The organism is Glycomyces salinus, from assembly GCF_016428645.1.
GTDB lineage: Bacteria > Actinomycetota > Actinomycetes > Mycobacteriales > Micromonosporaceae > Glycomyces > Glycomyces salinus.
In genome coordinates, this window is sequence record NZ_JAELXW010000089.1 from 1 (window position 1) to 24,377 (window position 24,377).

Sequence of the window (24,377 nt, forward strand, 5' to 3'; positions counted from 1 at the left end):
CACCAGAAAGCGGAAAGCCGCCGGGCCGAAGGCCCGGCGGCTCAGAGCTTCACGCCTCAGTCGGATTCGCCATCGGTGATCCGGATGGCTTCATCGATGAACGCTTCCTTCTCACCTTCCGTAAGCTCCTGCTCAGTCATGAGCACATACGGAAGCATCAGCAACAGCTGCTGAACCAGCCCTGTGTCGAGACCATCGAGCAGCCCCTCTTCGCCGCGGCCAGTGCGGATCATCGCCTCGACGACCGTAGGTTTCAGGAGCTCCGCGCCGCCCGGAAAACGGTCGGGCAGGCTCTTGCTGTAGGCCACGATGTCGCCGAAGGTCGAGCCCTCGGGAAATCGACGCGAAGCCGCGATAGCCAGTGCCGACCCGGCCAGCGCATACGAGCGATCGGGCCCGAGCCGGTTGGCGGCCGCCTGGGGGGGCTCGGACCCCTTGGTGATCATCGCGGTCAAGAGCGCGACTTCATCGGGACTTCTGTTCGCCACGGTTCTAGGCCCTCCTGAACCTCTTGAAGATCCGTTCGAATTGTTGCACAGTCTTCGTGGTCACCAGCGTTGCAACGAAGCCGGCCATGATGGCACCTCCGGCGCCGACCTGCGGCTTCGGCATGGCGTTGATGACCGGATTCGTCTGATGAGTCTCGGAAACGGCATTCTCGTGCATTTGCGAGGGAGACGGCTCCGAGTAGAACGCCTGCCACGCCGAATCGAACTGCTTGCCCAGCGTCTTCGCCGCATCCTCAACTTGGTCGGCATTCCGCGTCGATTCGCGGAACAGGTTCGCGCCCTTGCCGCGATCAGCGGGCTGCATGAACTCCTCGCCCGAAGGCCGCCGTGACCTGTCCGGGCTCGGCGGCTCGCCATCGGGCGCGGCCGGGGCCGGTGGGCCGCCGGTCGGGGGCTCGTTCGGGCCTTGGCTTCCGCCCGAACCTCCGGCGGGGGTGGGGGCGTTATCCTGCTCGCCCTCTGCTGATACTCCTCCGCCGGTACCGCCCTGTAAGGTCCTCATCGCCTCGACCTGAGCACGCACCCCCTCGGCCTGCTCACCGATCGCCTGCAACCCGTTCTGCAACTGCCCCAACGCGTCCTTGACCGCCATCGCCTCGGCGGCCTTGCTCTCCATGCCCAACGCCTGAGTCTGATTGCTCAACTCCTCCGCGCTGCTCATCGAGGTCCCGGCGCTGGCCGCCGTCTGTTCGATCTCGCCCTTCAACGCCTCGATCTGCCCCGACAGCTCATCGACACTGGCCATGGTGGGGTGGCCCATCCTAACTGGGAGTTCAGGGGGATGAACCGGTCGCACCTCACTTACCGAACGCGACCGGACCTCACCTTACCCAAACCGCCGCAACCCCGCAGGGCGCGGACTTCGACTCCTCGACGACAAGCGAACGCCGTCGGTCGCCATCCGAGCTTAGATAAGGTTGTCCAATGCTTCCCGCCAGCACTGGAGGCACCGCAGCCGACTCCAGGCTCCATCACGGGCCCGGCTTCATTCAACCGTATTTACAAGGATTCGAATATATGGAACCATCAATAGTGTTCTCACCTCCGGAGAAAGGAGCGCCATGCGCAAGGCATGGAAGGCCGTCCTGGCGGGTGTCGCGGCGATGACCATCTCGGCCCTCGGCGCCACCCCCGCCCAGGCGGCGCCACAGACATGGGTGAACGGCACCACCGTCTACGACACCTCCGGCGATGTCATGCACGCCCACGGCGGCGGCGTCATCAAGGAAGGCGGCTACTACTACATGCTCGGCGAGCAGCGCGTCGACGGCGGCAGCCTGTTCGAGGCCGTCTCGATGTACCGCTCAACCGACCTGGTCAACTGGGAGTTCCGCAACCAGATCCTCACCAAGGACTCCCACCCCGACCTGAGCCCGGCCAACATCGAGCGGCCCAAGGTCATCTACAACGCCCAGTACGACCACTACGTGATGTGGGCGCACAAGGAGAACGGCTCGGACTACGGCGACGCGGAGATCGCCGTGGCCGTCTCCGACACCATCGATGGGGACTACGCCTGGCAGCGCTCGTTCCGGCCCCTCGGACACATGTCGCGCGACCAGACCGTGTTCGTCGACGACGACGGCACCGGCTACCTGATCTCGTCGGCCAACAACAATTACGACCTGCACATCTACCGGCTCACCGACGACTACCTCGACGTCGAGGAGCTGCTCTACAGCTTCGACGGCGACCACCGCGAGGCCCCGGCGATCTTCGAGCGGAACGGCGTCTACTTCCTGGTCACCTCCGGCGCGACCGGCTGGAACCCCAATCAGGCGCAGTACGCCACGACCACGAACTTCCCCGAGGGCCCCTGGAGCGGCTGGCAGAACCTCGGCAACTCCACCACCTACGACTCGCAGTCGACCTACGTGCTCGAGGTGTCGGGCTCGGAAGAGACGTCCTATATGTACATGGGCGACCGCTGGGCCGGTGCGAACGGCGGGACGCCGAACGAGTCGAGCTACGTCTGGCTGCCCCTGCGGTTCCCGTCCGGCGACACGCTGGCCATGGACTGGTACCCACAGATCTCGATCGACACCGCGACCGGCGAGGTCGGCGGCGCGGGCGGCGAGACCGCCGAGATCGTCTCCCGCTCCTCGGACAAGTGCATGGACGTGGTCAACGGCTCGACCGACGACGGCGCCGAGATCATCCAGTACGACTGCCACGGCGGCCTGAACCAGCGCTGGCAGCTCCAGGACGCCGGCGACGGCTATGTGCAGATCGTCTCGCAGTCCTCGGGCAAGTGCGTCGACGTGGCCGACGAGTCGACCGCCAACGGCGGCAGGATCATCCAGTGGCCGTGCAACGGCCAGAGCAACCAGCAGTGGGAGTTGCGCGACGCCGGTAGCGGCTACGTGCAGATCGTCTCCCGCCACTCCGGCAAGTGCATCGACGTCCCGAACGGGTCGGCGGACAACTCGGTCCGCCTCCAGCAGTACGACTGCCACAGCGGCCACCAGCAGCAGTGGAGTCTGTGAGCCCGCGTTGACATGGGCCCGGGGAGTGAACCCGGGCCCATTCCACCGCCCTGGAAAGCGCCTACTTGCCGGCTGGTTGGTAAGTTCGCGCGGTGACCCCTGGTACCGACACCGCGATCGAGTGGCGCACGCTCCTGATCCCCGTTTACGGGCCCACCGCCCTGATCTCCATCGGCATGGGCGCGGTCCTCCCACTCGTGGCCCTGGCCGCCCTCGATCTGGGCGCCAGCGTCGCGCAGGCGGCCGTCGTCGCCGCGCTCGTCGGCTTCGGGGCGCTGGCCGGCGACCTCCCGGCCGGGGCGCTGGCGCACCGGTTCGGCGAGAAGCGCGTCCTGCTGGCCGCCTGCGTGGTCGACGCCGGGGCCATGCTCGTCGCCGCCTGGACCGATTCACTGCCGGTGTTCTCGCTCGCCATCTTCGTCTGGGGCCTGGCCGTGGCCGTGTTCGGCCTGGCCAGGCACGCCTACCTGTCCGAGGCCGTGTCGCCGCGGTACCGCGCCCGGGCCCTGTCCACGCTCGGCGGCACCTTCCGGATCGGCACGTTCATCGGCCCCTTCGTCGGGGCGGTCCTGGTCGAACAGGTCACGATGTCGGCGGTCTTCGTCTTCGCGGCGGCCATGAGCCTGGCCGGGGGCCTGCTCAGCCTCACCCTCCCGCAGCTGTCGGCCTCGGCGGCCGGGGCCGAACCGGAGCGGCCCGGCGGCACCTGGAGCGTGCTCGCGCGCCACCGGCGGGTCCTGCTGACGCTCGGCGTCGGCGTCCTGCTGATCTCGGCCGCCCGCGCCACCAGGCAGAGCATCGTCCCGCTGTGGGCCGAGTCCCAGGGCCTCGACGCGGCGACCACGAGCATCATCTTCGGGATCTCGGCGGCCGTGGACATGCTGCTGTTCTACCCCGGCGGCGCGATCATGGACCGCTTCGGGCGCATGTGGGTCGCGCTGCCGACCATGATCGTCTTCGCCGTGGGGTTCACGATCCTGCCGCTGGCGGGCACGGCGGTCACGATCGGCCTGGTCGCGTGCCTGATGGGCCTGGGCAACGGGGTCTCGTCGGGCATCGTCCTCACCCTCGGCGCCGACGTCGCCCCCGACGAGGGCCGACGCCGGTTCCTGGGCGGCTGGCGGCTGTGCGCCGACCTCGGCAACGTCGCCGGGCCGGGCCTGATCAGCCTGATCACCCTCGCCTTCCCGCTGGCGGCGGCCTCGGTCGCGCTCGGCGCGGTCTCACTGCTGGGCGCCGGTTGGCTCGCCAGATGGGTGCCGGTCTACGCGCCCCGCCCGGCCGCCGAGCCTCAGCCGACCAGCGGGCGGCCCTCCGGGTAGCGGTAGAGGCGGGTCCGGTTCCGGACCGCCAGCGCGGTCGCGAGCAGCACCGGGCCGATGCGGCCGACGAACATCAACACGGTGACCAGCGTCTTCGACACCGAGTTGAGATCGGCGGTGATGCCGGTCGACTGCCCGACCGTCGCCAGTGCAGAGGTCACCTCGAACAGCGTCTGGTGGAGGCTGAACTCCGGTTGCAGCGCCGTCAAGGTCATCACGGCCGCCGCGTTCAGTGCGACGTATACCAGGGCGATGGTCAGCGATTGGCGGATGACGGCCCCGCTCAGGCGGGTGCGGAAGGCCGAGGCGTCCGGTTCGCCGCGGACCTCGGACCAGATGACCCACAGCAGGACGAAGAACGTGGTGACCTTGATGCCGCCGGCGGTCGAGGCGGCCCCGCCGCCGATGAACATGAGCACGATCGAGACCAGCAGTGAGTGCTCCTGCATCTGGCCGACGTCGATCGAGTTGAATCCGGTGGTGCGCAGCATTGCCGACTGGAAGAACGACGGGAGCAGCTTCTCGTGCCATCCCATGGGGCCGAGCGTTCCCGGGTTGGACCATTCGAAGGCCAGGAAGACGAACCAGCCGCCTAGGAACAGGATCCCCGTGCCGGTCAGGGTCATCTTGGAGTGGAGGGTCCACTTGCGGCGGCCCCAGCCGCGGCGGGTGACCTCGAAGATCACCGGCATGCCCAGCCCGCCGAGGATAGCGGCGGCACTCACCGGCGCGATGATCCACGGGTCGTGGGCGAAGCCCATCAGGGAGTCGGAGAAGAGGCTGAATCCGCCGTTGTTGAAGGCGCTGACGCCGTGGAACAGGCCCTGCCAGAACGCCTCGAACCGGCCCATCCCGTAGCCGAAGTGGAACCGCAGGCTCAGCGCGATCGAGACGAGGAACTCGACGATCCCGGCGATGGCGAACGCGCGGAGGATGACCCCGCGCAGCTCGCCGAGTTCGACCGTCGGGTGCAGCTCGGCCTGCGCCATCAGGCGGGTCCGCAGGCCGAGGCGCTTCGACACCAGCAGCCCGAGGAACGCCGCGCTGGTCATGATGCCCAGGCCGCCGACCTGCATGGCGGCCATGATGACGCCCTCGCCGAAGGTCGACCAGTGCGCGGGCGTGTCGAGCGTGATCAGCCCGGTGACCGTGATCGCGCTGGTCCCGGTGAAGAGCGCGTCCAGCCACCCGGTCGATCCGGGCGCGGTCTGGGCGATCGGCAGCATCAGCAGACCGGCGACCGTGAGGATCGCGGCGGCGAACCCGACGGGGACGATGCGGATCGGATGGCGGGCGAAGCCGTCGATGATGTCGCGCATGGATCTTGTCAGCCAATGCCCTCGTCGGTCGGGAACCGCGGCGCCGAGCCGCGCTCGGGTGACGGGCGGTGCGCCCGGCGGATCGAGTGAACTCCGCGAAGCGGGTTCCGCCAAGGGGCCTTGACGCGGTCGGTACGGCCCGGGTGCCGATATTGACGTTTTCTTGACGTCGGCCGGACTGATTCAGGGCCGGAAGCGGTAGCCCATGCCGGGTTCGGTGAGCAGGTGGGCCGGGCGGGAGGGGTCGGCCTCGAGTTTGCGCCGCAGCTGGGCCATGTACTGGCGCAGGTAGTTCGTCTCGCGGTCGTAGGACGGTCCCCACACGCGGTGGAGCAGTTCGCGCTGGCTGACCAGTTTGCCGGGGTTGCTCGCCAGGATTTCTAGCAGCTGCCATTCGGTCGGGGTCAGGCGGATGCGGTCTCCGTGGCGGTGGACGGTCTTGGTGGTCAGGTCCACGGTGGCGTCTCCGATGGCCACGGTCGGGGTCTCGGGCTGGTCGCCGCCGCGGCGCGTGATGGCCCGCACCCGGGCGAGGAGCTCCCCGATGTCGAACGGTTTGGTGACGTAGTCGTCGGCACCGGCGTCGAGCGCGGCGATCTTGTCGGTGCTGGCCGCGCGGCCCGACAGGACCAGGATCGGGGCGCCGGTCCAGCCGCGCAGGCCCGCGATGACCTCGCCGCCGTCCATGTCGGGCAGGCCGAGGTCGAGGACTACCAGGTCGGGGACGGCCGCGGCGGCCCGCCGCAGCGCCTCTGCGCCGCTGCCGGCGGTGGCGACGTCGTAGCCGTGGGCGGCCAGGTTGATCCGCAGGGCCCGCAGGATCTGGGGTTCGTCGTCGACGACCAGGACTTTGATCATCGCCCCTCCTCGGCTCGCGGCAGGGTCAGCGCCATGGTCAGGCCGCCGCCGGGGGTGGCTTCGGGGGCGAGGGAGCCGCCCATGGCTTCGGCCAGGCCCCTGGACAGTGCCAGTCCGAGCCCGACCCCGGTCGAGTTGTCGCGGTCGCCGAGCCGTTGGAACGGGGTGAACATGAGTTCGTGGTCGGTGTCGGGGACGCCGGGGCCGTGGTCGATGACGCGCAGCCGCACCCGGCCGTCGCGGGCGCTCGCGGTGACGGCGGGGGGTCGTCCGGGCGGGCTGTGGCGGAGGGCGTTGCCGATGACGTTGACCAGGATGCGCTGGAGGAGGCCGGGGTCGGCGGCGACTTCGGGCAGGTCGGCGGCGATGTCGAGCCGCACCGCGGCGGCGGCCTCGCCCGCCTCTTCGAGCGCGCCCGGCAGGGCCTCGTCGAGCGCGATCGGCACCGGCGTGGCGCCGAGGACGCCCGCTTGCAGGCGGGACATGTCGAGGAGGTTGTCGACCAGGCCGGTCAGGCGCGCCAGGGAGTCCTCGGCGGTCTCCAGCAGTTCGGAGCGGTCTTCGGGGCTGAACAGGGCCTCGGAGGATTTGAGGCCGCTGACGGCGGCCCGCGCCGACGCCAGTGGGGTGCGCAGGTCGTGGGAGACGGCGGCCAGGAGCGCGGTGCGGAGTTTGTCGGTGTCGGTGAGGCGTCGCACGGCCTCGGCCTGGCGTTCGAGGCGTTCGTGTTCGAGCGCGGCGGCGGCGTGCATCGCGAACGCCTGGGCGATACGCCGATCCGACGGCTGGAGGGTGTGCCCGCGCAGCGTCAGCGTGAGGTGCTCGTTGATGGGCAGGTGGTTCTCGGCGATGCCGGGTTCGGGGCAGGGTTCGCCGGCGCTGGCGGCGGCCCGCCAGGCGTCGGGGTCGCGGCGGTCGGTCGGGCCGGTTTCGGGTTCGACCTTTTCGAACAGGGTGGCCGATTCGAGGGCGAAGGTGTCGCGGAGCTGTTCGAGCAGGTCGGTCAGGCGTCCTTCGCCGCGCAGGACGTTCGCGGCGAGGGTGGCGAGGGTCTGGGCCTCGGCGCCGGCGCGGGCGGCGAGGCGGGCCCGGGCCGCCGAGACGTTGACGACGACGGCGCCGCCGACGGCGAGCGCCACGAACACGACCAGGGCAATGATGTGCTCCTGTTCGTTGATCTTGAACGTGTGGTAGGGGGTGGTGAAGGCGAAGTTGAGGCCGAAGAAGCCGATGAGTGCCGCCAGCAGGGCCGGCCACATGCCGCCGGTGAGGGTGATCGCCAGGACCGCGGTCAGCACGATGAGCAGTGCGCTGGTCAGCGACAGGTCGTCTCGGAAGGGGACCAGGGCGGCTACGAGCGCGGGGATGCCGATCAGGGCGATGGCCAGGCCGGTGGTGAGGCGTCCGGCGCCGAGCGCGCCGCGGCCGCCGTCCGGCGCGTCGGCGGCCCGCTCGTGGGTGCCGGGGTGGACGTGGCTGGGCTCGGAGTGCGCGGCGTGGGCATTGCCGTCGCCGGGGGCGGCCCCAAGGCGGATCCTGGGCTGACCATGTGTCACGGGAGTAAGCATGCTCGCTTGCGGCCCGGGCCGCCAGGTGACTGGCCCGGTTCGCGCCCGCGGGAGGTCAGTGCGAGGGGGGTTCGGTGCCGGCCGTGTCCGTGCCGGTCCTGGGCGCGGCTGCGGCCAGGAGGAGGCCGACGGCGAGCCCGAGCCACAGGGACATGGTGCTGAGGTTGGCGCCGAGCCAGTCCTCGCCGGCGAGGGTGGAGGCCAGTTCCAGGGCGGCCGCGGCGGCGAAGCCGAGGCCGGCCAGTAGCGCCGGGACGCGCCTTCCGGTCAGTCCCGCGGCCGCGGCCAGGGCGCCGAGGACGAGGGCGACGGCGATGGAGGGGCCGCCGATCGCGAGGAACCTGAACTCGTCGAGTCCCTCGTAGACGAACACGAGGCTGGCGATCGAGGCGAGGCCGAGCGCGATCGCGGCCCGGTCGAGCGGATGGGGCCTGGTCATGACGCCGCCTTCATCAGTCGGTGGAGCGGGCCGGGCCGGTCGGTCCACAGCGGGCGGAGCACGCCGTCCATGCCGCCGAAGCGCCCGGCCGCGGTCGCGAAGAGCATGAGGTGGATGAGGATCATCAGCAGGTAGGCCCAGAACCACTCGTGGGGCGTGTTGAGCACCGAGAAGGTGATCGCGAGGCTCTGGACGACCCCGAGGAGCGCGAACGCCCTGGTGAACAACCCGATGAGCAGGAGCGCGCCGAGGGATGCCTCGATGAGGAGGACGGCCCACCCGAAGAGCCCGAAGTTGGGGACCACGACGTGTTCGACGAACCGGGCCCAAGGGGCGAGGACCTCGTGTTCGACGCCGTTGAGCGTCCAGCGGTAGAGACCCGAGGGGGACTCGCCGCGGCCGAAGTCGGGCGGGACCTTCCAGGAGGCGTTGTCGATCCACATCAGCGCCACCCCCACCCGGGTGGCGGCGATCAGCCAGGCGCTGAGGCGGGAGGGCGCGAACGACGCTGTTGCCATGGCTCGAGTACAGCACGGACGGGGCGCGCGGGGACCTTACAAACCGCGTAAATGTCGGGGGACCGGGCGGGGAGTCCGGGCGCGTCCGATGAGTTTCACGTCTTGTAAGGAACACGAGGCCGCCATTCGTGCTGTACTCAGGGCCATGAACGCGTCACACCCCCCGCGGCCGGTCCTCGGAACCGAGGCCGGCGGTGTAGCCGAGGAGGGATCGCGGCGCGCGATCCTGCTCGGGACGATCGGTTTCGCGCTCGTCGCCGTGGCGGCCCTGACCTGGGCCAAATGGTGGCCCTACGCCCAGAAGCTCCCGGCCGTGGTCGACAGCGGCACCGTCGGCTCCTCGATCGTCAACGGCGACGCGCAGGCCCCGCCGGACCCCTCGTGGGAGTCGGCGGTGGACTACGCGCTCGCCTACGGGCTGGCGATCTGGCCGGCCCTGGTCGCCGGGCTCCTGCTCGCGGCGTCGGTCGAGGCGTTCCTGCCGCGCCGCCGCCTGCTGAAGCTGTTCCAGCGGGACCGGGGGGCGGCCGTCAGCACGGCCGCCGGAGGCGCGCTGTCGATGTCGTCGATGATGTGCACCTGCTGCGCCGCCCCCGTCGCGAACAGCGTGCGGCAGCGGGGCGTGCCGCTGCCGTCGGCGCTGGCGTACTGGCTGGGCAACCCGGTCCTCAACCCGGTGGTGCTGGTGTTCATGGCCGTGATCCTGCCCTGGCAGTTCGTCACCGTCCGCGTCGTCACCGGCGTCGTGCTGGTGTTCGGTGTGACGCTGCTGGTGGCCCGGCTGGTCGGCGACCGGAAGACCGTCACCGACCCGGAGCTGCAGCCGGAGAACGACGCCGCCCCGGACGACCCGGCCGGCGCGCGCGACGCCTTCGGCCGGTTCGGGCGGACGCTGCTGCGGCTGTCGCTGATCCTGCTGCCGGAGTACCTGGTGGTGGTGCTGCTGCTCGGGGGGCTGCGCGGCTGGCTGTTCCCGGCCGGCGCCGCCGAATGGGGCGTGGCGGCGGTGCTGCTGTTCGCGGTCGTCGGGACGCTGTTCGTCATCCCCACCGCCGGGGAGATCCCGATCATCCAGGGCCTGGCGCTCCTGGGGGTGGGGCTCGGCCCGGTCGGGGCCCTGATCCTGACCCTCCCGGCGCTGTCGCTGCCGTCGATGCTGATGGTCCGCAAGGCGTTCCCGACTTCCGTGGTGGTCGCGACCGGCGCCGCGACCGCCGTGCTGGGCCTGGTCGGCGCGGGCCTGCTGGTGGCGCTGTCATGACGCCGGCGGCCGTGTGCGACGGGGGCGATCTCGACTGCGGCGGCGGGCTGCTCATCGCGATCAGGCGGGCGCTGCGCGGGATCGCCGTCGGCGAGGTCCTCGAGATCCGCAGCCGGGCGGCCTCGGTCGAGGTCGACCTGCCCGCCTGGTGCGAGTTGTCGGGCCACCCGCTCGAGCGGGTCTCGCGCGAGGCGACGACGACGAGCTACTTCGTCAGGAAGGGGCGTTGACCATGGCCGAACCGGACGTGGTGCTGGAGGCCGAAGGCACCGACTTCGGCAGCGGACTGCTGGTCAGGCTGCACGAGGCGATGGAGCGCCTTGAGGCCGAGGAGGTCCTGGAGGTCCGCGGCGGCGACCGGTCGGTCGCCGAGGACCTCGAGGCGTGGTGCGTGCTCACCGGCAACGCCCTGGTCGGGCCGCTCCAGGTCCGCAAGGGCGAAGTGGAGATCGAGCCGGAGCCGCCGAAACTGGGCTCCCGCCTGTGGCTTTACAGCAACTTCAGCTGCAACCTCGCCTGCGACTACTGCTGCGCCGAGTCCTCGCCGCACGCGTCCGCGCGGCTCCTGCCGGTCGAGACCGCGCGGGACGCGGTCGCCGAGTTCACCGCCGACGGCGGGACCGAGGTGCTGGTCACCGGCGGCGAACCGTTCCTGCACCCCGAGCTCGGCGAGCTGCTGGACGCGGTCCTGGAGCGCCGCCCGGTCACCGTGCTCACCAACGGCATGGTGTTCGGCCGCGGATCCCGCCGCCGCACCCTCGAAGCGCTGGACCGCGACCGCGTCACCCTCCAGATCTCCCTCGACTCGGCCGCCCCCGAGCTGCACGACCGGCACCGCGGGGCGGGGGCCTACGCCCGCGCCCGCGAAGGCATCGGCCTGGCCCGCTCCCTGGGCTTCCGGGTCCGCGTCGCCGCCACCGTGGACGCGGCCGACGCCGAGGAGGTCGGCGCGCTGCGCGAACTGCTCGAGACCGAAGGCATCGGGGTCGAGGACCAGCTGATCCGCCGCATCGCCAGGCAGGGCTTCGCCGCATCGGGGGTGGTCCTGACCCGCGACGACCTGTACCCTGAGCCCGCACTCGCCGTCGACGGCGTCTGGTGGCATCCTGTGGGCATCACCGACCCCGACCTGCGCGTCACCGACTCCCCGCTCCCGGTCGGCGCCGCGATCGAGGCGATGGACCGCGCGCTCCGCCAGGCCGCCGAGCGGCAGGACCGCACCAGAAAGGCGTTCCGATGCACCTGAACCGACCGACCACGCCCGCGAGCCGCGCCGGCCACTGGGACACCGTCTACGACACCAAGGGCGAGGACGGCGTCAGCTGGTTCCAGGCGGTGCCGACCGTGACGCTCGAACTGCTCGAGACGCTCGGCATCGGACCTGACCGGTCCGTGATCGACCTCGGCGGGGGCGCCTCGGTCGTGGCCGACCACCTGGTCGAGCTCGGATACGGCGACCTGACGGTCCTCGACGTGTCCAAGGTCGCCCTGGACGACGCGAAGCGCCGGCTCGGCCCGGCCGCCGACCGGGTCCGGTGGCTGCACCGCGACCTGTTCGACTGGACGCCGGAGCGAGGCTGGGACCTGTGGCACGACCGCGCCGTGTTCCACTTCCTCATCGACGAGGAGGAGCGGAGGGACTATGTGGAGGTACTGCGCTCGGGCGTCGCCGACGACGGCCGGGTCGTGGTCGCCACCTTCGACGCCCACGGCCCGACGCACTGCTCCGGGCTTCCGGTGGTCCGCTACGGCGCCGAGGACCTGGCGCGGGTCTTCGCCCCGCATTTCGAGCCGGTCGAGGCCCGCGCCGAGGAGCACCTGACCCCGACCGGGCTCGTCCAGCCGTTCACCTGGGTGGTCCTCCGGCCCGCGTCCTAGGCGGTCGGCAGGAAGACCCGCATCCCAGTGCCGCCTCGCCGCGCCCAGCGGTGGTAGGGCACGAGCGGCACTTCGCTCCATTCGGGACTGTCCCGGTCCGGGGGCGGGGTCGGCCCGAAGGGCGGCCGGCCGGCCGGCCGCCGGGGTGCGGACGCGGCGCTGATGCGCGCGATCGCGCCGTCCCGGTCCGTTCGCGGCGGCGCGGCGGGGTCGATGCGGACGTCCTCGATCGCCCAGCCGGCGGGCAGGTCGGCCGTCTCGACGCACAGCACCAGCGGGCCCCGTTCGACGGCGACGCAGCCGCGGACGGCGTCGATGCGCTCGTCGGGCCAGGTCAGGCGCGGTTCGACGGACAGGTCGAGGGCGATGGTCGTGCCCGGGGCGAGGTCGCCGCGCACCTGAGCCCAGCCGGGTTCGACGACCCGCGAGCCCGCCGCGTCGGCCAGTGTCGCGCCCTCGGCCCAGTCCGGTACGCGCAGCCGCAGCTCGACCGGGCCCTCGGGCGCCTCGGTGACCTCGATGCGCACGGCGCCGTCGCGCGGGTACTCGGTCGCGATCCGCAGTCCGAGGACGCCGGAGGCGGTCCTGGCGCGCATCTGACCGGGCGCGTACTGGAGCAGCGAGACGGTCTCGTCCTCGACCGAGGCGGCGTAGGCCTGCCAGGAGGCGAGGGTGCGCGCGAGGTTCGTGGGGCAGCAGGAGACGTCGAACCAGGGGGCGCGCACGCCGCCTTCGGCGCGCGGGTTCACCTGGTCCGGTTTCACGTCGGCGGCGGCCGTCCGCTGGTGGAGCGGGTTGGCGTAGAAGAAGGTCCGGCCGTCCGGTCCGGGCGAGGCGGCCACGATGTTGTAGAAGGTCCGCTCGATCAGGTCCGCGTAGCGCGCCTCGCCGGTCGCGAGGTAGAGCCGCCACGAGACCATGACCGAGGCGATGCCGGCGCAGGTCTCGCAGTAGGCGCGGTCGGGCGGCAGCTCCCAGTCCTCGCCGAACCCCTCGTCCTGGTGGCGCGAGCCCATGCCGCCGGTGAGGTAGGTGCGGCGCTCGACGGTGCGGTGCCACTGGCGTTCGACCGCCTCCAGCAGTTCGGCGTCGGCGGTGTCGACGGCGACGTCGACGGCCCCGGCGGCCAGGTAGAGGGCGCGCACGGCGTGCCCTCGCCACACCTCGGCCCGGCGAACCGGTTCGTCGTCTTGGAAGTAGGAGGCGTCCAGCAGCGCGATCGGGGCGAGCGTGCCGTGGCCGCGCCGCTCGATGAACAGCCGGGCCTGCTCGGTGTACCGCTCCTCGCCGAGGGCGCGGCCGAACTCGGCGAGTCCGACCTCGATCTCGGCGTGCCCGCAGATCCCTTCGCGGCCTTCGGGCCCGAACTCGCGGCAGACGTGGTCGGCCGCCCTCCTGGCGATCTCGACCAGCTCGTCCTCGCCGCTCGTGCGCACCCGCGCGACGGCGGCCTGGAGCAGGTGGCCGGTGCAGTACAGTTCGTGCCCCTCGGACAGGTCGGAGTACCGCGGCCGCTGCCCGGCGTGCCCGAAGCAGGTGTTGAGGTAGCCGTCGGCGTCCTGGGCGGCCCCGATCCGCTCGGTCAGGGCCTCCAGGGTCTTGTTCGCCCAGGCGTCGCCGGTGGTGCCGTGCCGCCAGGCGAGGGCCTCGGCCAGCTTGTAGACCTCGGAGTCGGAGAACGGCCAGCCTGGCCTCTCGCCGCCGGTGGCGCCCTCGCGCACCCGGTCGAAGTTCGCGATCCAGCCGAGCCGCTCCATCCACTCCAGGCAGTGCCGCAGAGTGGCGTCGGCGTTCGTCCGCTGCAGGCGTTCCCAGAAGCCGCCGGTCAGGCGCAGCTCGTCGAGCCCGATGCCGCGGCGTCGGCCGCGGCCGGAGACGACGGGGGCGGGATGGGAGGCGGGGTTGTCTTCCACGGATCAGTCCTTCACGGCCCCGGCGGTCACGCCGGCGGCCACGTATCGTTGCGCGACGACCAGCAGGATCGCCGCCGGGAGCGAGGCGACCACGGCGGTGGCCATGATGGCGTTCCACTGCGTGGTGTTGTTGCCGATGTACTGGTAGATGCCGAGCGTGATCGGGACGAACTCGCCGGAGCGGGCGAGCGTCGAGGCGAAGATGAAGTCCGACCAGGCCCACAGGAACGCGAACAGCGACACCGTGAGCGTGGAGTTGCGGCTGATCGGCAGCACCACCTTGGTGAAGGTGCGCCACGGTCCGGCGCCGTCGATGCGTGAGGCGTGGATCAGCTCGCGCGGGATGCCCGCCATGAACGTCGTGTAGAGCAGGACCCCGAACGGAACGGCGATGGTCGAGTCGGCCACGATCAGGCCCGGCACCGAGTTGAGCAGGCCTAGGCGCACGTAGATCGCGTAGAAGCCCATCGCCATGACCACCGCGGGGATCATCTGGGCCACCAGCAGCAGGAAGTTGAGCGCCTTGCCGCCGCGCAGGTGCAGGATCGCCAGCGCGTACCCGGCGGGGGCGGCGATCACCACGGTCAGGGCGACGCAGCCGAGTCCGACGACGAGGCTGGTGCCGAGCGAGGGCAGCTGCTGCGAGATCGCGGCGCGGTAGCCCTCGAGGGTCGGGTCGGTCGGGAACCACTGCGGGGTGCTGCGCCGCAGGTCGCCGGTCTGGGTGAGCGAGACGTTCACCATCCAGTAGACCGGGAACAGCATGAACGCGCAGAACACCACGCCGAGCACGGTCTTCGGCCAGGATCGGGTTCTCATGACTTCTCCCAGCCGCGCTGCATCCGCAGGTGCAGGAACCCGAACACGAGCGCGATGACGATGAGCAGGTTGCCGATCGCGGCCGCCGGCGAGAAGTCCGGCTGGCCGGTGCCGAAGGCCTCGCGGTAGGACCACACGGCGAGGGTCAGCGAGGAGTCTCCGGGCCCGCCGGTGGTCATGATCCAGACGACGTCGACCACCTTGAGCGTGTAGATGAATCCGAGCAGCAGCGTGATCGCCGAGACCGGGCGCAGCAGCGGCACGGTGATGCGCCAGAACTGCTGGCGGGCCGAGGCGCCGTCGAGCGAGGCGGCCTCGTACATCTCGGAGGGGATCTGCTGGAGCCCGGAGTAGAGGATCACCAGGTTGAACGGGATGCCCAGCCAGATGTTCGCGATGATCACCGAGGTCAGCGCGGTGTCGGGCGAGGTGAGCCAGTTGATCTGCTCGCCGCCGAACGCCTCGATCACGGAGTTGACGATCCCGTTCTCGCTGTTGAGCATCCACGCCCAGGTCGAGGCCGAGACGATCAGCGGCAGCAGCCACGGGACGAGGAACAGCGCCCGCAGCACCCCCGAGAGGCGGAAGTTGGCGCGGAAGAACACCGCCAGGGCCAGGCCGATGGCGTACTGGAACGCGATCGAGACGACGGTGAACAGGGCCGTGTTCAGCAGCGCAGTCCCGAACGAGTCCGAAGCGAAGACCTCGGCGTACTTCTCGAATCCGGAGAACTCGGGGTTGCCGAGGACGAAGGCCCGCACCGTGTAGTCGTGGACGCTCAGCTCGATGTTGCGCCACAGCGGGTAGGCGTAGAACACCGCGAGGTAGGCCAGCAGCGGGGCGGCGAATCCGATCGCCGTCCAGGTCTGCGGCGTGCCCGGCGGTTTGCGGCGGCGGCGCCGGTCCGGGCCCGGCGCGGCGGGCGAGGGGCCCGCCGCGCCGCCGGACACGCGCCCGGTCGCGTCGACCGAGGTCGTGGTCATGCTGCTATCACTCCATGGCCGATTCGGCGTCGGCCTGCGCCTGCTCCAGGGCCTCGGACGGGGTGGCCGAACCGGACAGCGCGTTCTGGACGGCGGTCCACAGCTGCTCGGAGATCACCGGGTAGTCGGTGCCGAGGTTGTCGCTGGTGCGGCCCTTGGCCTCGCGGACGGCCGCGACCCACGGTTCGAGCTCGGGCTCGGCCTCGAGCAGCGCCTCCTGGCCGTCGGCGGTCGGCGGGATGTAGTAGGCGAAGGTCGTGGCGGTCTCGACGAAGCCCTCCGGGGTGGTCATGCACTCCACGATCTGGCGGGTCACCTCGTAGCGGTCGGTGTCGGCCTGCGCGGGGGCGACGATGAACTCCCCGCCGGTCGGCGCCGGGGCGATGCCGCCGTTGCGGGCCGGGATCTGGATGACCCCGGTCTCGAAGCCGGCCTCGGCGGCGCTGTTGACCTGCCAGGTGCCGTTGACCGCGAAGCCGAACTCGCCGGTGAGGAACTCCTCCCAGGTGGTGTTCTGGGAGTTGGTGAGCACCGAGTCGGGGGCGTAGCCGTCCTGCAGCCAGCCGGTCCACAGTTCGAGCGCGGCCTCGGCCTCGGGCGAGTCGAGCTGGGTGAGGTCGGCGCCGGCGCCCCAGAACCAGGGCAGGAACTGGAAGGAGCCTTCCTCGGTCCCGATGGCGGCGTAGGTGATGCCACTGTCGCCGTTACCGGTAACCTGCCCGAGCGCGGCCGTCAGGGACTCCCAGTCGGTGATCGAGGCCGGGTCGACGCCGGCGGCGTCGAGGATCTCGGCGTTGTAGTAGATCGCCAGCGTGTTGGCGCCGACCGGGATGCCGTAGGTCTGGTCGTCGACGACGCCGGCCGCCAGCAGGTTCTCGTCGACGCCGGAGACGTCGAGCCCGAGTTCGTCGACGGAGGTGAGCATCTCGGTCTCGGCCAGTGTGGACACCGCCGGGTTGTCGAGCAGGATGATGTCGGGGCTGGTGCCCTCCTGCGCGGACAGCAGCGCCCGGTTGGTCAGGTCCGTGGTGTCGGATGCGGTGCGCTCGATGGTCACGCCGGCCTCCTCGCCGCAGGCGTCGACGCGCTCGGCCCAGGCCGAGCCGTCTTCGTGCTGCGGGTACGGGTCCCACCACGTGTAGGTGTCGGAGTCACCGCCGCCGTCGCCGCCGGACGAGCAGGCGGCGGCCGCGGCAAGGGAGACCGCGGCGAGGCCCGCGGCCAGCGGCCGCGCGAGGCGGGTGAGCCTGGTGTTGTTCATTGGTCGTTCCTCCTTGAAAAGGGGTCCCGCCGGGCTGCGGTGCCCGGCGGGTCGGGCCGGTCATTGCTGACCGAGTGGCGGGGCGGTGCTGCCCCGGTCCACCAGTTCGGGCGAGACGAAGCGCACCACGTGCGGGGCCTCGGCGCTCACCTGCTTCTCGATGCGGCGCACCAGTTGGCGCACGGCCATGCGCCCGAGCCGGTCGGGGGCGCTCTCGATCGAGGAGAACGGCAGGGAGAAGGTCCGGGCGAACTCGTCGGAGTAGCGGCCGACGACCGACAGGTCGGCGGGCGCCGACCGGTGCCGCTCGTGCAGGACGGTCGGCAGGGCCGCGGCGGCGGCCTCGTTGTTGAGCAGCAGGCCCGTCGCCTCGGGGTGGGCGTCGAGCAGGGCGTGCAGCTCGCGGCCGATCCGGGGCTGCTCCGAGGAGCCGTGGACGGTGTGCAGGGTCAGACCGCGCGAGGCGGCGGCCTCGACGGCGGCGTCCTGGAGCCGCCAGACGTAGGCGCCGCCGCGCTCGATGACGTGCTCGGGCTGGGAGACCAGGATCAGCTCGCGATGGCCGAGCGCGTGGAGGTGCTCGACCATGACCCGGCCGGACTCCTCGAAGTCCAGGTCGAACACGTCGACGCCGGTGCAGTCGCGGGGCAGGCCCACCAGGGCGCCGGGCTGGGGCGCGGCGCGCAGGACCGGCAGCCGGTCATCGTCGGCGGCGACGTTGAGCAGCACGATGCCGTCGACCATGCGCGAGTCGGTGATGCGTCCCAGCGCGCCGGGCCCGTCGGGGTCGGAGCTGAGCAGGATGTCGTATCCGGCGTCCCGGGCCGAGTCGGTGACGCCCTGGATGTACTGGAGCATCGCGGGGGCGAACTCGTCGGGCAGGAACTGCGCGAGCAGGCCGATCACGCGGGTCTGGGAGGTGGCCAGGGCGCGGGCCCCGGCGTTGGGGGTGTAGCCGAGTTCGCGGGCGGCCCGGTGGACCCTGTCGCGCACTTCGTCGGAGATGGCGCGCTTGCCGCTGAGGGCGTACGAGGCCGTCGAGCGGGCCACGCCCGCGGCGCGGGCGACGTCTCCGATGTTGACCACGGTCTGCTCCTCGTCGAGTCGAACTGTCGAACCGGTTCACACCATAGCGCACCGTCTCGTGGATCACAAGGCCCCCTCTGAGCCCTCTAACTGCATCTTTATCTGAATAGATCGAAGAACTTGTATTGAACGACGTTCGAAACTATGGTCGGTCGGCATCAGGTTCATCGAACCGGTTCAACATCTCAACGAGGAGTCCACATGAGAACCAAAGCGAGACGGGCACTGTCGCGCGCCTGCGCGCTGACGCTCGCGGTCGGCCTGGCCGCCGTCGGCACCGCGTCCCCGGCCGACGCGGCCGGCCTGACCCTCACCGTCGACGTCGGCCAGGTTGTGCGCCCGGCCACGCAGGTCGCCTCCGGCGGCCTCTACGGCGTCGGCTCCGACACCCAGCCGACCACCGACATGCTGCTGCCGCTCAACCCGACCAGCTTCACCCAGCCGCCGCCCGGCACCACCCACCTCGGCAACGGCGCGACCGAGCCGTGCTGCGACGCGCTCGACGTCGGCGGCAACATCACCCGCTCCGGCGCCCAGCAGTTCATCCGGCTGCCGGACATCTACCCGTCCTTCCCCTACCAGTGGCAGGGCTGGGGCGACTGGGAGTCCAAGGTCACCGAGATGGTGAACGACCGCCTGGACGCCACCGGCACGACCGGCATCCACGGCTGGGAGCTGTGGAACGAACCCGACTGGACCTGGGACTCCAGCGCCGGCTCGTTCAACGACGGCTGGACGCGCACCTACAACCTCGTCCGGTCCCTGGACTCGGTCACCCCCATCGTGGGCCCGAGCTGGTCGTACTACGACCACAACAGGACGCTCGACTTCATGACCCACGCCCGCGACACCGGCACGCTGCCGGACGTGATGGTCTGGCACGAGCTGGGCGACACGGACTGGAACAACTTCGACGACCACGTCGCCGACTACCGCGCCATCGAGAACCAGCTGGGCATCTCGCCGCGGCCCATCGCGATCAACGAGTACAACAGCCACTCCCAGATGGACATCCCGAGCGTGGCCCTGCACTGGATGGCCGTCCTGGAGCGCCACGGCGCCCGCGAGGCCCACCGCGCCTACTGGTTCGAGGCCGGCACCTTCGACGGCCTGTTCACACTCGACAACCAGCCCACCGCCTCCTACTGGCTCTACCGCTGGTACGGGGCGATGACCGGGAACATCGTCGAGACGGTGCCCCACAGCTGGCTCGACGGGGTCGCCTCCTACGACTCCAGCCGCCAGATCGCCGACGTCGTGTTCGGCGGCGACTGGGGCGACAACACGGTGCGCGTGACCGGACTCGGTTCGTTCGGCTCGCAGGTCGACGTTACGGTCCTCTACACTCCCGGCTCGGGCCGCCACACGCACGTCGCCGCGCCGACGACCGTGCTGGAGACGACCATGTCCGTCTCCGGCGGCGAGATCTCGGTCCCGGTCGACGACATGAACGCCGAGGGCGCCTACCGGCTCCAGGTCACCCCCGCGGGCGGGCCGACCACGGACTGGCAGCAGGTCTACGAGGCCGAGAACGCCACCGTCTCGAACGCCAACACCCACAGCTCGGGCAACGCCTCGAACGGGTACTACGTGGGGCAGATCGACAACGACACCGACATGCGCTCGGACTCGTTCGTGGACTTCACCGTGAACGTGCCCGACAGCCGCGACTACACGATGACGATCCGGTACGCCAACGGCACCGGCTCGACCTCGACCCACGGCCTGGCCTACAACGGCGGGGCCTGGTCGACGGTGTCCTATCCCCCGACCGACGGCTGGGCGCAGTTCGAGACAGTCGAGGTCACCGTCTCGCTCCAAGCCGGATACAACGTCATCCGCCTGGCGAAGGGCTCGCCGTACTTCGACGGCGGCACCGGATACGCCGAGCTGGACAACATCACCCTGAACTGACCCGACACCATCGGCCCCTTCGCGGCCCGGGGCCGGGCCGCGAAGGGGCCCGCGCGCGCCCCGAACGGCGGTTGTCGCGTATCCGAATGTACGAGGCGATCGGCGTGAACGTGCTGACGCAGTAGCCGACCGCCTCCCGCCAAGACAGAGCCCGGCCGCCGGCGCGCCGGCGGCCGGGCTCGCAGACCTCTACGCCGACATCCCCGCCCTCTACGACCGGTACGGCCCGGCCCGGCGGGCCCGGACCCCTACCTGACCACCGAGGCGCCCTTCGGTGAGCACGCGATGTTCGCGTCCTGGCCCCCGGAACGACGCCGCCGTCGGACACCTGCCGGAGGCGGTGACGACCACCGCTTCGCAGCGGGCGGCGAGGCCGCCGATCGCCTGTCACTCCGAGGAGTCGGCCTCGACCGATTCTTCTGTCTTGTAGACCGTGAACCCTCGGGCCCGGTAGTTGGGGAGCGCATGGCCGGAGTCGTCGGAACAGGTGTGGAGCCAGACGCGGTCGGGTTCGCCGGAGGGGGCGGTCCGGGAGGCGAGCGCCCAGGCGCGCTCGACCGCGAGGGTCAGCAGGTGGCCTCCGAGGCGCTGTCCGATGAACCGGGGCATGAGCCCGAAATAGGCGATCTCGGTCTCGCCGGGAATGCGCCCGTCCAACTCGGCGTACCCGGCGGGAGTGCCCTCGACGTATCCGACCCACGTCTCGACGTCGGGATGCTCGAGGTATTCGGCGAGCCGCCGGTCGTCCCACTCGAGGCGATCGGTCCAGTTCCAGGAGCCGCCGACGGACGCGTACAGGAACCGGCTGTATTCGAGGCTCGGGATGCGCGCCTGGATGAACTCCGACCCGACCGGTGGACGCCCTCCGGGGCGGAGCTGGTGCGGATCGGTCATCTGGAGATACCAAGTGGTCAGCGTCGTCACCCGGCAATGGTGGCAGAGGCGTGACCCGGGACGGACACAGGAGAGGATTTCGCATGTTGCTCAAATGGATCAGGTGCGGAGTGTCGGATCGGCCCGGATTCCACCGGGGCCAGCTGGCGTGGGATGCGGCAGAGGACTGCCGTGAGGGCCGGGACGGGTTCGCGTTCGGCTCGGTTCCCGGGGAACTGCGCGGCGCGAACGTCGATACGGTCAGCGACGACACCTTCGAGTTGGAACCCGAGTGGACGGCCCGAGCCGGAAGCGCAGAAACCCCGCCTTCCAGTGTTCTTCCTGGCAGACGGGGAATTGTTACCGGTCGTGGTGGCTGGGGCCGGGGTCGAACCGGCGACCTTCCGCTTTTCAGGCGGACGCTCGTACCAACTGAGCTACCCAGCCGCATCTGTACGGCTTCGGATACCTTACAGCACTCCGGGGCCGGTCATCGAATCGGTATTGGGGCGGCGGTGATCTTCGTCGGGTTCCGCGGGTACCGTACAGGGCACGCGACCCCCGAGGAGGAATCCGTGACCCCACTCGCCGCCGTTCCCCCGATGGGCTGGAATTCCTGGGACGCGTTCGGCACCTCGGTGACCGAGGCCGAGGTGCGGGCCGCGGCCGAGTTCATGGCCGATCGCATGGCCGACAGCGGCTGGGAGTACGTCGTCGTCGACATCCAGTGGTACGAGCCGAACGCCCGCCCCGGCGGATACAACTCCGGCACCAGGCTGTGCCTGGACCAGTACGGGCTCCCCCAGCCGGCGCCCAACCGCTTCCCGTCGGCCGCCGACGGGGCCGGGTTCGGGCCGCTGGCCGAGTACGTCCACTCGCTGGGGCTGAAGTTCGGCCTCCACATCCTGCGCGGCGTGCCCAGGCAGGCGGTGGCGGCCAACACCCCGATCAAGGGCAGCGAACACTCGGCGGCGCAGATCCCCGACCGCGAGCGGATCTCGTCGTGGGTCGACGACAACTGGGGCATCGACCACTCGCACCCGGGCGGGCAGGCATACTACGACTCGCTGATGCGGCAGTTCGCCTACTGGGGCGTGGACTACGTCAAGGCCGACGACATGATCGCCCCCTACTACGAGGACGAGGTCGAGGCGCTCTGCGAGGCGGTGCGCAGGAGCGGCCGGGACATCGTGCTGAGCCTCTCGCCGGGCGTGAACCTCTCGACCGGCCACGCCGAGCACCTGCGGGCGCACTCGCAGCTGTGGCGGATCTCGGCCGACGTGTGGGACCGGTGGCGGGACGTCGACGCCCAGTTCGAGCTGCTGCGCGACTGGGCCCCGCACGGCGGCCCCGGGCACTGGCCGGACGCGGACATGCTGCCGCTGGGCCGGATCGGGCTGCGCGCCGAGGTCGGCGAGCCGCGCGAGACCCGCCTGACCCCCGATGAGCAGCGGACGATGCTGACCCTGTGGTGCATCGCGCGCTCGCCGCTGATGGTCGGCGCGGACCTGCCGCATTCCACCGGTGAAACGATCGAATCACTGACCAACGACGAGGTCCTGGCCGCCCAGCGGCACCCCACCGGGGCGCGGGAGGTCTGGCGCGAGGGCAGACTCGTGGCCTGGGCGTCCCTGGACGGGGCCTTCGCGGCCGTGTTCAACCGCGGCTCGGACCCGGTCGAGACGAGCCTGCCCTGGACCGAACTGGGGCTCGACGCGCCTCGCGCGGTGCGCGACTGCTGGTCGCACTCCGAGGTCGAGGCCGCCGCGGAGCTGCGCGTGAAGCTCCCGGCCCACGGCGCGGCCATGTACCGCCTCTCCTGAGCTTCCCCGGTGGCCCCGGACCTGCGGTCCGCCCGGTCAGCCGGTCACTTCCGCCGGCGGCGCCTCCACCCACTGGACGAGCTGGATCACGACGCCGCAGGGGTCGGTGACTTGGAAGTAGCGCTCACCCCACTCCTCGGTCTCGATCTCGGTGGTGATCTCGACCCCCTCGGCCCGCAGCCGCTCGTACTCGGTGTCGATGTCGTCGACGGTGAAGACCACCAGCAGGCCGCCGGCGGCGCCCCGCTGGCTCTCGGGTTTGAACGTCGGCAGGCCGACTCGCAGGTAGATGATGCTGATCCCCGCGTCGGGGCGGGAGAGGGACACGAATCCGTCGGCCGCCATGTCCTCGGCGAAGCCGTAGTGGCGCCCCAGGAACTCCGCCGAGGCGGCCGGATCGGCGACGTTGAGCGAGATCGCGGACGAGGTGATGTTCACGGGCGACTCCTTTTCTTCGTACTTAGTATATTGTATTTCGTACGATATACAGCGTACAAGTTAGAGGGATAGGATCGGGCCGTGACTTCCGCCTCAGCAGACGCCGCGAAACCGCACCTCCTCGAACTGCTCTGGAGGGAACTGCCCGAGACCGCCAGGCGAGGGCCGCGGAAAGGACTCACGATCGACGCCGTGGTCGAGGCCGCGATCGAACTGGCCGACGCCGAAGGGCTGGAATCGGTCACCATGCGGAAGGTCGCCCAGTCGCTCGGGGTCGCCCCGATGACCCTCTACACCTACGTGCCCGGCAAGTCCGAGCTCATCGTGCTCATGCTCGACGCGCTCTACGGCCGCATGGAGCGCACCGAGGCCGCCGGCGGCTGGCGCGAGCGCCTCGCCGCCGTCGCCCGCGACAACTACGCGCTGCTGCGGGCCCACCCGTGGGCGGCCTCGGCCTCGCAGACCCGGCCGCCCCTGGGGCCGGGCCAGTGCGCCAAGTACGAGCACGAGCTGCGGGCCCTGGACGGGATCGGCCTGACCGACGTCGAGATGGACGACGCGCTCGCGTTCGTGCTCGGCTTCGTGCGCGCCGCGGCGGCCGAGGCCGCCCAGGCCGACACCGAGCGGGCCGAGTCGGCCGTGAGCGACCGCGAGTGGTGGGAGTCCAACCGGCCGCTGCTGGAGAAGGTCCTCGACGCCGAGCGCTTCCCGACCGCCGTCCGCGTCGGACAGGCGGCCGGAGAGGCGCACGAGGCCGCCTACGATCCGGCCCACGGCCTCGAGTTCGGCCTCCAGCGCGCCCTCGACGGGCTCGCCGCGCTGATCGAACGCGGCTAGGCGGTGTTTAAGGACCCCCGGCGAGTCGGTATCCGAGTCGAATTGTTCGCTCGCAAGACGGAAGGCCTTCCAGATCCTGGGGTTGGATCTGGAAGGCCGACAACGCGGCGAGCGGGCAAATCGGCCGGATAGCGGCCGTCAGGGGTCCTTAAACACCGCCTAAATCTTCAGCGGCTCGTGCAGCCGGTCGGAGTTCCACTTGCGGCGCATGGCCACCACCAGCGACGACACCGCGAGCGAGGCGACCAGCCAGCAGGCCAGCACGACCAGGG

At 70.7% G+C, this 24,377-nt stretch carries 22 protein-coding genes, 1 tRNA gene and 1 pseudogene; 9 read left to right on the forward strand and 15 right to left on the reverse strand.

What is annotated here, in order from left to right; translation table 11 throughout:
- Positions 1–56: 56 nt before the first annotated feature.
- On the reverse strand, positions 57–488 hold the full coding sequence (locus tag JFB92_RS19685; protein WP_199042746.1) for a hypothetical protein: 432 nt from the start codon (positions 486–488) through the stop codon (positions 57–59).
- Positions 489–492: 4 nt separating this feature from the next.
- Positions 493–1,254, reverse strand: coding sequence for a hypothetical protein (locus tag JFB92_RS19690; protein ID WP_199042747.1), 762 nt, complete (start codon positions 1,252–1,254; stop codon positions 493–495).
- Positions 1,255–1,570: 316 nt separating this feature from the next.
- On the opposite strand from JFB92_RS19690, the gene JFB92_RS19695 reads away from it, so the two are divergent.
- Positions 1,571–2,995 (forward strand): RICIN domain-containing protein, encoded by a 1,425-nt coding sequence (locus JFB92_RS19695; protein WP_199042749.1) that lies wholly within the window; start codon positions 1,571–1,573, stop codon positions 2,993–2,995.
- A gap of 92 nt (positions 2,996–3,087) precedes the next feature.
- Positions 3,088–4,317, forward strand: coding sequence for an MFS transporter (locus JFB92_RS19700; protein WP_199042750.1), 1,230 nt, complete (start codon positions 3,088–3,090; stop codon positions 4,315–4,317).
- Here JFB92_RS19700 and JFB92_RS19705 read toward each other — a convergent pair.
- The 5 genes and pseudogenes from JFB92_RS19705 to JFB92_RS19725 form a co-directional block, all read right to left on the reverse strand.
- A complete protein-coding gene (locus JFB92_RS19705) occupies positions 4,287–5,636 on the reverse strand; it encodes a TrkH family potassium uptake protein (RefSeq protein ID WP_199042752.1) in 1,350 nt (449 codons plus the stop codon). The two genes, JFB92_RS19700 and JFB92_RS19705, sit on opposite strands and share 31 nt — an antisense overlap.
- Before the next feature lie 183 nt (positions 5,637–5,819).
- On the reverse strand, positions 5,820–6,494 hold the full coding sequence (locus JFB92_RS19710) for a response regulator (RefSeq protein ID WP_199042754.1): 675 nt from the start codon (positions 6,492–6,494) through the stop codon (positions 5,820–5,822).
- Positions 6,491–8,008: pseudogene (locus tag JFB92_RS26310) on the reverse strand (sensor histidine kinase); the annotation flags it as partial. The pseudogene JFB92_RS26310 and the gene JFB92_RS19710, both read right to left, overlap by 4 nt.
- A gap of 109 nt (positions 8,009–8,117) precedes the next feature.
- On the reverse strand, positions 8,118–8,501 hold the full coding sequence (locus JFB92_RS19720; RefSeq protein ID WP_199042758.1) for an Rv1678 family membrane protein: 384 nt from the start codon (positions 8,499–8,501) through the stop codon (positions 8,118–8,120).
- Positions 8,498–9,019, reverse strand: coding sequence for a TQO small subunit DoxD (locus JFB92_RS19725; protein WP_199042759.1), 522 nt, complete (start codon positions 9,017–9,019; stop codon positions 8,498–8,500). The genes JFB92_RS19720 and JFB92_RS19725 overlap by 4 nt, the downstream gene beginning before the upstream one ends.
- A 145-nt stretch (positions 9,020–9,164) precedes the next feature.
- On the opposite strand from JFB92_RS19725, the gene JFB92_RS19730 reads away from it, so the two are divergent.
- Genes JFB92_RS19730 through JFB92_RS19745 form a run of 4 tightly spaced genes read left to right on the forward strand, consistent with a single transcriptional unit; the run spans position 9,165 to position 12,158 of the window.
- The gene (locus JFB92_RS19730) at positions 9,165–10,280 is read left to right on the forward strand and encodes a permease (RefSeq protein WP_199042761.1); all 1,116 of its coding nucleotides are present in this window, start codon (positions 9,165–9,167) and stop codon (positions 10,278–10,280) included.
- The gene (locus JFB92_RS19735) at positions 10,277–10,510 is read left to right on the forward strand and encodes a sulfurtransferase TusA family protein (RefSeq protein WP_199042763.1); all 234 of its coding nucleotides are present in this window, start codon (positions 10,277–10,279) and stop codon (positions 10,508–10,510) included. Before JFB92_RS19730 ends, JFB92_RS19735 begins: the two co-directional genes overlap by 4 nt.
- Positions 10,511–10,512: 2 nt before the next feature.
- The gene (locus tag JFB92_RS19740; protein ID WP_199042766.1) at positions 10,513–11,526 is read left to right on the forward strand and encodes an Rv1681 family radical SAM protein; all 1,014 of its coding nucleotides are present in this window, start codon (positions 10,513–10,515) and stop codon (positions 11,524–11,526) included.
- The gene (locus tag JFB92_RS19745) at positions 11,517–12,158 is read left to right on the forward strand and encodes a class I SAM-dependent methyltransferase (protein WP_199042768.1); all 642 of its coding nucleotides are present in this window, start codon (positions 11,517–11,519) and stop codon (positions 12,156–12,158) included. The genes JFB92_RS19740 and JFB92_RS19745 overlap by 10 nt, the downstream gene beginning before the upstream one ends.
- On the opposite strand, the gene JFB92_RS19750 is transcribed toward JFB92_RS19745, so the two are convergent.
- From JFB92_RS19750 to JFB92_RS26710, 5 genes are read right to left on the reverse strand one after another with little or no spacing between them, the layout of a single operon-like run.
- Complete coding sequence (locus JFB92_RS19750; protein WP_199042770.1) at positions 12,155–14,071, reverse strand: glycoside hydrolase family 127 protein; 1,917 nt, start codon at positions 14,069–14,071, stop codon at positions 12,155–12,157. The genes JFB92_RS19745 and JFB92_RS19750 overlap by 4 nt on opposite strands.
- A 3-nt stretch (positions 14,072–14,074) precedes the next feature.
- Entirely contained in the window at positions 14,075–14,890 is an 816-nt protein-coding gene (locus tag JFB92_RS19755) for a carbohydrate ABC transporter permease (RefSeq protein ID WP_199042772.1), read from the reverse strand.
- Positions 14,887–15,873 (reverse strand): carbohydrate ABC transporter permease, encoded by a 987-nt coding sequence (locus JFB92_RS19760; RefSeq protein WP_199042774.1) that lies wholly within the window; start codon positions 15,871–15,873, stop codon positions 14,887–14,889. The genes JFB92_RS19755 and JFB92_RS19760 overlap by 4 nt, the downstream gene beginning before the upstream one ends.
- Positions 15,874–15,880: 7 nt before the next feature.
- Positions 15,881–17,134 carry a sugar ABC transporter substrate-binding protein gene (locus JFB92_RS19765; protein ID WP_199042776.1) on the reverse strand — a complete coding sequence of 418 codons (1,254 nt, stop codon included), beginning with the start codon at positions 17,132–17,134 and terminating at the stop codon, positions 15,881–15,883.
- 60 nt (positions 17,135–17,194) lie between these two features.
- Positions 17,195–18,220 carry a LacI family DNA-binding transcriptional regulator gene (locus JFB92_RS26710; protein WP_199042777.1) on the reverse strand — a complete coding sequence of 342 codons (1,026 nt, stop codon included), beginning with the start codon at positions 18,218–18,220 and terminating at the stop codon, positions 17,195–17,197.
- Between the two features lie 201 nt (positions 18,221–18,421).
- Between JFB92_RS26710 and JFB92_RS19775 the strand changes: the two genes are divergently transcribed.
- The gene (locus JFB92_RS19775; RefSeq protein ID WP_199042779.1) at positions 18,422–20,134 is read left to right on the forward strand and encodes a CBM35 domain-containing protein; all 1,713 of its coding nucleotides are present in this window, start codon (positions 18,422–18,424) and stop codon (positions 20,132–20,134) included.
- A 387-nt stretch (positions 20,135–20,521) separates the two neighbouring features.
- Here the strand turns inward: JFB92_RS19775 and JFB92_RS19780 are convergent, their stop codons facing one another.
- Both JFB92_RS19780 and JFB92_RS19785 read right to left on the reverse strand, forming a co-directional pair.
- On the reverse strand, positions 20,522–21,058 hold the full coding sequence (locus tag JFB92_RS19780; RefSeq protein WP_199042781.1) for a GNAT family N-acetyltransferase: 537 nt from the start codon (positions 21,056–21,058) through the stop codon (positions 20,522–20,524).
- A gap of 319 nt (positions 21,059–21,377) precedes the next feature.
- Positions 21,378–21,454: transfer RNA gene (locus tag JFB92_RS19785), tRNA-Phe, on the reverse strand.
- Positions 21,455–21,582: 128 nt separating this feature from the next.
- Between JFB92_RS19785 and JFB92_RS19790 the strand changes: the two genes are divergently transcribed.
- Positions 21,583–22,830, forward strand: a complete 1,248-nt coding sequence (locus JFB92_RS19790) for a glycoside hydrolase family 27 protein (protein WP_199042783.1) — start codon at positions 21,583–21,585, stop codon at positions 22,828–22,830.
- Positions 22,831–22,866: 36 nt separating this feature from the next.
- Here the strand turns inward: JFB92_RS19790 and JFB92_RS19795 are convergent, their stop codons facing one another.
- Positions 22,867–23,268, reverse strand: coding sequence for a VOC family protein (locus JFB92_RS19795; protein ID WP_199042785.1), 402 nt, complete (start codon positions 23,266–23,268; stop codon positions 22,867–22,869).
- Positions 23,269–23,349: 81 nt separating this feature from the next.
- Between JFB92_RS19795 and JFB92_RS19800 the strand changes: the two genes are divergently transcribed.
- Complete coding sequence (locus JFB92_RS19800) at positions 23,350–24,105, forward strand: TetR/AcrR family transcriptional regulator (RefSeq protein WP_199042788.1); 756 nt, start codon at positions 23,350–23,352, stop codon at positions 24,103–24,105.
- Positions 24,106–24,377 lie beyond the last annotated feature (272 nt).